A 6,833-nucleotide genomic window follows, 5' to 3' on the forward strand; every position below is an offset into this window, starting at 1 on the left:
GCATTTCACATGAGGCATCGTGGGCGATTAGCTAACCCTTATAGCAAGACTATGAAGGTTCAGGGTACCCACCCTCAGGGTGGCTTAGAGACTCTGAAGGTGGGCCACAAACCGCATGATAGAGCGGTTCACAACCCTTAGAGTGAAAACCCATCCTAACTTCCTTTATTTCTGTTTATCGGGCAAGCGACTTTATCTACCGCCGAAGCCTGGGCCCCTGTAATGCCGTACTCTTTTCTTAACTCTTGAATAATAACCTCGGATTTCGGGCGACTCTCTTCAGGATTCCCCCAATATCTATGTTGAGCTTGGATGGCCATACCCATTAGACTACCAGGGTGCAGAGGTACGGATTTTCTTAGCTCCTCAACTGTAGCGCGAAGCTCCGCCACTTCTTGACGCAGCGTGGCAATCTCCTCGTGGAGCCTATCTTTATCTTGGTGGTTAACGTGCTGTGGCGAGGCAATGCTCGTCTCACCTTCCACTTGTGGCGGCTTCATAAACTGAGATAGAGGCCATTCGTATCCCACACTGCCACACCAATCGATAACCGATTGGTGACTCACCAACCAGGTTTGTGGTTCTTCATCGATATGCCAATCAGTATTCTTAGTTTCTATATCACCCAACTTTACCGAATCAACAATGGCCTGAAGAGTGCGACGAATATTCAAGTCATATACGGTACTTCTAGGACACGATTCTGGGGGTTCTTTTCCATTGATAACCCAAGCTGCTTCATGCACACGCAAAGCGCTCTTTGCAGCATATATCCGCATCCACTCTGGCGGTTCCCCCTCCCTCTTACCTTGGTCTTTCGACAAGGCTTGAAGAGGGTAGCCCGCCGATTCCAGAAGGGCAGCCACCTCGCTACGATTAAAAAGGTAATCTTGGTAGTCAGAATGGTAAATCAAAGCCAACCCCCTCCTGAGCCGAAATATTTTCTTTGCTAAGATTTTTTAGTATCTCAGGCTTTTCAAGACTGTCTGTCAGCTTTGGGCCTAATTTTTCCCCTTTATAGATAGATAGATCACAAACCAAATCACCATGAAAATCCCGAGAAGAGTTACTTCTTATGGCATCTGACAGAACCATCAAAGCATCCTCTTCTGAGCATTCATACTCTTTGGCTATCAGCTTCACTACCTCCTCAATAGTGATATAGTCCTGATAACGCTGGGCAATCACATCCTCTAACGACATGCGCTACTCCTCGCGCCTCTCCGTGTAAGGAGGCCGGCCAGTGCGATGGAGTTGCCGCACGTTCGGGAGCTACCCTAGGCCAGCCAAACTATCCACGGCCTTCGTTGCTACGTGGCCGCGTGGTTGTCTCGGATTGGTGTTGCTGCTCCGGCCTTGGCCGGCTTGGTATCGATATGCTTAGCCCACTGCTCCATGAGCCGGGCACGCTTGGCTAGCAGGTCGCCGCGTCGATAAGCACCCTCTACGCCCTGCACAACATGCGCCAGTGCCATCTCGGCGATCTGATTCGGGGTGCTGGTGCGCTCGGCCACCCAATCGCGGAACGTCGAGCGGAATCCGTGGACGGTGGCATTCACTCCCATGCGCTTGAGCAAAGCGCTCATGGCCGCGTCGGACATCTTGCCCCCTCGAGTCGCTGGGAAGACCAAGCTGCCCTCTCTCGGCATCTTCTTCAGCAGCTTTACGGCCGCATCAGAGAGTGGAACTCGGTGTTCCTTACCTGCCTTCATCCGGCCAGCCGGGATCGTCCACAGTTGGCCCTCAAGGTCGATTTCATCCCACCGGGCGCCACGGGCCTCTCCGGAACGTGTAGCGGTCAGGATGGTGAACTCAAGGCAGAGGGCGGCATTGCCCTGGCGCTGGCGCAGATCGGCCATAAAATCATGCATGGCATCAATCTTGAGGGCACGGTGATGCTCGACCTTGGTGATCTTCGATGGGGAAGGCAGCACGTTATCCAAACAGCCCTTCCAGACGGCTGGATTTGCCGTCTCTCGGTATCCATGCGTGATCGCATAGGCCAGCACCGCCTCGATGCGTTGGCGCACTCGGGTCATGGTTTCCGTCTTTTCGGCCCAGTACGGCTCGAGCACTTCCACGATATGCGCCAGCTCAATGTCTCCCACGGCCATCTTGCCCAGCACCGGATAGGCGTAGGTTTCGAGAGTGGATGCCCATTGCTTGGCGTGCTTGGGGTTGCCGGCTTCGGCTTGCTTCTTCGCGATAACCCGCTTGGCGCAGTCTTCAAAGGTGACGGCCTTGGCCTGGGCAGCGATCAGAGAGCTTCGGCGGGAGGCTCTTTCTAGGACAGGATCGATACCCTCATCCTTAATGCGCTGCTTCATGTCAGCGGCTAGCTCTCGGGCTTGTTTGAGCGAGATGCCAGACGCACCACCCAGCCCGATGTCTCTCCGCTTGCCACCCACCAGTGTGCGCAAGATCCAGGAACGAGCCCCAGTGTCTTTGATCCTGAGATGCAAGCCCGACACGCCGCCCACGGCGTAGAACCCTGGATCTTTCAGGTGCTTAACCTCCAGCGGGGTAAGCGTCTTCGCTACTTTTGGCATGAGGCAGGCCCAACAACAGAACCAACAAAAAAAGCTGTCATTGGATGTTAGTAGCTGTCACCCCATGTCGCAAGAAAAACCAGCAATGACGGGGCTCAGACACGAAAAAGCCGCCTCGGAGGGCGGCTTGATCAGGTGTTCTGGCGGAGGGGGAGGGATTCGAACCCTCGAAGCCTTTCGACTTACACACTTTCCAGGCGTGCTCCTTCGACCACTCGGACACCCCTCCGCATTGTCATTCTCGAATTCGGCACTGTGGCGCGACGCCCGAGAACTGCGCCCTCTTTCTCTCAAGGACGGCGCGTATACTAGCGACTTAAGTCCGCGAATGCAAGCCGGTTTTCGGATTTTCGGGCGGCTCCGATGTCAGCCGTGCCGCTCGGGCAGCACGGCGTAGTCGCCCTGGGCCTCGAGGCAGAGGGTGTCGCCGCACCACAGCCGCTGAATGAGGGCGATGCGCCCCTTGCCCCGGCGTTCCATGCTCTCGGCGAGGCGGGCGCTGCCCTTCTCGGCCTGGGGCGTGCACGTCAGCCGGTAGTCGCCGGTCACCGGGGCGAGAAAGCGTTGCTGCGACTCGGCCACCACCACGTCTCGGTCGTACCCGTGACGACGCAGCCAGAGCGTGGCCCAGCACCAGCCCAGCAGCGTGGTCTGGGCCGCCAGGGCGCCGCCGAAACCGGTGCCCTTGTCGTTCAGGCTGGGCGTCAGCGCCAGCTGCCAGGTCAGGGTATCGTCGTCACGCGCCATGCTCTGGATGCCCAGCCGGCCCGCCAGCGGTATCGCCTGGAAGAGCCAGTCGAGGAAGACCGCCGGGGCGTCCTCCCCGCCCCGCTCGGGCAGCGGCAGGCGTGGGTGGGCGATGCCGATGTTGCGCTCCATCACGACCAGCGCTCCACGAAGTCGGCCGGATCGTGTTCGGGCAGGGGGCGATGTCGGCCACCCAGTTGCCCCAGGTAGATGAAGCCGACCAGCTCGTCCTGTTCGTCGAGCCCGAGCCCCTTGCGCACGGTGGGATCGAAGGCGTATCGACCGGTGCGCCACATGGCGCCGAGGCCCTGGGCGTGGGCGGCCAGCAGCAGGCCATGAGCGGCACAACCGGCGGAGAGCACCTGCTCCACGCGTGGCACTTTCGGCTCGTCGGGCGTGACGCGGGCGATCACGGCGATGATCATCGGTGCGCGCAGGGGTTTCTTGCGCGCGGCGTTCAGGACCGCGTCATCGGTATGCGGATCTTCACGGAACTCGGCCTCGGCAAACAGCTCGCCGAGCCGCTCGAGCCCGGCACCGGAGAACTCCACGAAGCGCCAGGGCCGCAGTTCCTTGTGGTCCGGGGCCCGCAGCGCGGCCCGATACAGGGCCTCGAGTTGTTCGGCCGAGGGCGCCGGCCCCGTCAGTTTGCCCATGGAGCCACGTTCGTGCAGCAGCGTCATTGCGTCCATCACGCGATCCTTACCTATTCGAAAAAGCGGCCAGCAACGAGAAGAATTCTCGACACTCTACCAGTTCGACTCGCGCCTTGTATCTTGAATCCAGGATCACTGTCGGGCCAGACGCAACGGCGATGGCGGCCGTTCGCCCGGCGTGGCGCGCCAGGGGCTGATATCGAGCCCGCCGCGGCGCACATAGCGAGCCAGGACCAGCAACCGCTCGGGGCCGGCCTTCGCCATCAGGTCGGTGAAGATGTGCTCGACGCAGTGCTCGTGGAAGTCCTGGTGCTGGCGATAGCCGACCAGGTAACGCAGCAGCCCCTCGCGATCCAGTTTCGGGCCCCGATAGCGAATCATCACGCTGCCCCAGTCGGGCTGGCCAGTCACCGGACAGTTCGACTTGAGCAGGTGCGAGTGCAGGGTCTCCTCGACGATCTCTACCCCCACCGCCAGATGCTCGGCACTGGGGGTATAGTCAGAAATCTCGATATCCAGGTCGTCGATACTCTCTCCGGGCAGGGCACGTGGCGTCAGCGCCGAATCATCCACGCCGAAGATTTCGACCCCGACCGGCGCCCCGGCCGCCTCGGAGAGATCGTGTTCCAGGACCCGAATCACCTGCTCGGTCGAGTCGAAGCGGCTCTGGTTGAAGCCATTGAGATAGAGCTTCCAGGACTTTGACTCGATCAGTCGCGGCGACGTCGCCGGCAGCCGAAAGCGTGCCACGGCGACGATCGGCTTGCCCCGGGCGTTGAGCCACGACAGCTCGAAGGCATGCCACTCGTCCTCGCCGACGAACGGCAAGGTGCCCTCTTCGATGCCCAGCGGCGCACGATTGACGGCCCGCTCGATGGGATAGAGCAGGCCGGCATCATACTGTTCGGGATAGGCGGACTCGCGCCCCAGGGGCGCATCGGCCAGAGAATCGGGACGGTCGTTCATCAGCTGCGGATCCCCTTGCCATTCTCCAGCATCCACAACGCCACGGCGAACAGCGCCACGATGAAACCGAGGATGGCGGCCAATGCCCAGCCCACCGGAATGTCGGAAACGCCGAGAAAGCCGTAACGGAAGACGTTGACCATGTAGAGAATGGGGTTGAGCATCGAGGCGCCCTGCCAGAAGGCCGGCAGCAGCGAGATCGAGTAGAACACCCCGCCGAGGTAGGTCAGCGGCGTCAGCACGAAGGTCGGCACGATGGAGATGTCGTCGAACTTCTTGCCCAGCAGGGCGTTGATGAAGCCGCCCGTGGCGAACAGCGCCGCGGTGAGCACCACCACGCCGACGGTCAGCAGCGGATGCGCCACCTCGAGACGCGTGAAGAACAGCGACACGACGGTGACGATGATGCCGACCCCGAGCCCCCGCGCCATGCCACCGAGGATGAAGCCCGCGAGAATCACCCAGTTGGGCATCGGCGAGACCATCATCTCCTCCACGCTGCGCTGGAACTTGTTGGAGAAGAAACTGGAAGCCACGTTGGAGTAGCTGTTGGTGATCACCGACATCATGATCAGGCCCGGGACGATGAAGTCCATGTAGGTGTAGCCGTCCATCTCGCCGATGCGCGAGCCGATCAGGTTGCCGAAGATGATGAAATACATCGCCATGGTGATCGACGGCGGCAGCAGCGTCTGCGGCCAGATCCGCGTGAATCGCTTGATCTCCTTGATCACCAGGGTCCATAGCGCAATGGCGGTCTGTGTGGCATTCATCCGCGTACCTCCGTGTCCTGATCAGTGGCGCCCTGGCCTTCCTCCACCATGGAGACGAACATCTCCTCCAGCCGGTTGGCTCGATTGCGCATCGACATCACCTCGATGCCCTGCTCCCCCAATGCCTCGAAGACGTCGTTGAGCCGCTGACCGCGATGCACCATCACCGAGAGCTGGGCGCCATCCACCTGGCGGACCTCGAAGCCATCGATATGCGGCGCCTCTTCGACCGGGTGGGCCAGGTCGAACAGGAAGGTCTCGGTATTCAGCTCGGCGAGCAGGTCGCGCACGCTGGTGTCGCGGACGATACGCCCGTGGTTGATGATGCCGACATGGCGACACAGGCTCTCGGCTTCTTCCAGATAGTGGGTGGTCAGGATGATGGTCGTCCCTTCCACCTCGTTGATATGTCGCATGTACTCCCACATGCTGCGCCGCAACTCGATATCCACGCCGGCCGTCGGCTCATCGAGGATCAGCAACCTGGGACGGTGCATCAGGGCACGGGCGATCATCAGGCGTCGCTTCATGCCGCCGGACAGCATCCGCGCGCTGCCGTTGCGCTTGTCCCACAGGCCCAGGTCACGCAGCAACTGCTCGGCCCGGGGCAGTGCCTCGCGCCGCGACATGCCGTAGTACCCGGCCTGGGCCAGGATGATGTCGATGACCTTCTCGAACTGGTTGAAGTTGAATTCCTGGGGCACCACGCCGAGGTGGTACTTGGCCCGGGCGAAATCGGTATCGATATCGATGCCGAAGATCGACACCTTGCCGTCGGTCTTCTGCACCAGCGAGCAGACCACCCCCAGGGTGGTTGACTTGCCCGCGCCATTGGGGCCCAACAGGGCATAGAAATCCCCCTGGGCAACGTCGAGGTCGATGCCCTTGAGGGCCTGAAAGCCATTGCCGTAGACCTTGGTCAGGCCACGGATGGACAGCGCCGGTTCGGCCATGAGCGATCCTTCGAAGCTGGGTGGATAACACCTGGATGGATAACACCAAGGTGCGAAGACATTGGGGCACACCCCGATGGATTCAAGTAGCCCGCGAACCATATCACTGACGGAAGCTCGAAGCTCGAAGCTCGAAGCTCGAAGCTCGAAGCTCGAAGCTCGAAGCTCGAAGCTCGAAGCTCGAAGCTC

8 protein-coding genes and 1 tRNA gene are annotated in these 6,833 nt (G+C 60.4%); all 9 read right to left on the bottom strand.

Translation table 11 applies throughout. The features are described 5' to 3' along the window. Positions 1–155: 155 nt before the first annotated feature. Complete coding sequence (locus RSO41_RS14170) at positions 156–920, bottom strand: hypothetical protein (protein WP_315619800.1); 765 nt, start codon at positions 918–920, stop codon at positions 156–158. Then, positions 898–1,203: a hypothetical protein gene (locus RSO41_RS14175; protein WP_315619801.1), complete on the bottom strand. Its 306-nt coding sequence runs from the start codon at positions 1,201–1,203 to the stop codon at positions 898–900. Before RSO41_RS14175 ends, RSO41_RS14170 begins: the two co-directional genes overlap by 23 nt. Before the next feature lie 107 nt (positions 1,204–1,310). Next, a complete protein-coding gene (locus RSO41_RS14180) occupies positions 1,311–2,549 on the bottom strand; it encodes a tyrosine-type recombinase/integrase (RefSeq protein ID WP_315619802.1) in 1,239 nt (412 codons plus the stop codon). Between the two features lie 141 nt (positions 2,550–2,690). Next, positions 2,691–2,778: transfer RNA gene (locus RSO41_RS14185), tRNA-Ser, on the bottom strand. 137 nt (positions 2,779–2,915) lie between these two features. Then, complete coding sequence (locus tag RSO41_RS14190; RefSeq protein WP_315619808.1) at positions 2,916–3,428, bottom strand: YiiD C-terminal domain-containing protein; 513 nt, start codon at positions 3,426–3,428, stop codon at positions 2,916–2,918. Continuing rightward, a complete protein-coding gene (locus RSO41_RS14195; protein ID WP_315619803.1) occupies positions 3,428–3,988 on the bottom strand; it encodes a nitroreductase family protein in 561 nt (186 codons plus the stop codon). Before RSO41_RS14195 ends, RSO41_RS14190 begins: the two co-directional genes overlap by 1 nt. Positions 3,989–4,084: 96 nt before the next feature. Then, the gene (queF, locus tag RSO41_RS14200; protein WP_315619804.1) at positions 4,085–4,918 is read right to left on the bottom strand and encodes an NADPH-dependent 7-cyano-7-deazaguanine reductase QueF; all 834 of its coding nucleotides are present in this window, start codon (positions 4,916–4,918) and stop codon (positions 4,085–4,087) included. Then, entirely contained in the window at positions 4,918–5,691 is a 774-nt protein-coding gene (locus tag RSO41_RS14205) for an ABC transporter permease (RefSeq protein WP_275289334.1), read from the bottom strand. Before RSO41_RS14205 ends, queF begins: the two co-directional genes overlap by 1 nt. Continuing rightward, positions 5,688–6,644, bottom strand: coding sequence for an ABC transporter ATP-binding protein (locus RSO41_RS14210; RefSeq protein ID WP_315619805.1), 957 nt, complete (start codon positions 6,642–6,644; stop codon positions 5,688–5,690). The genes RSO41_RS14205 and RSO41_RS14210 overlap by 4 nt, the downstream gene beginning before the upstream one ends. Between the last annotated feature and the right edge of the window lie 189 nt (positions 6,645–6,833).

Origin of the sequence: Halomonas sp. I1 (assembly GCF_032334135.1) — a bacterium.
Taxonomy (GTDB): Bacteria; Pseudomonadota; Gammaproteobacteria; order Pseudomonadales; family Halomonadaceae; genus Halomonas.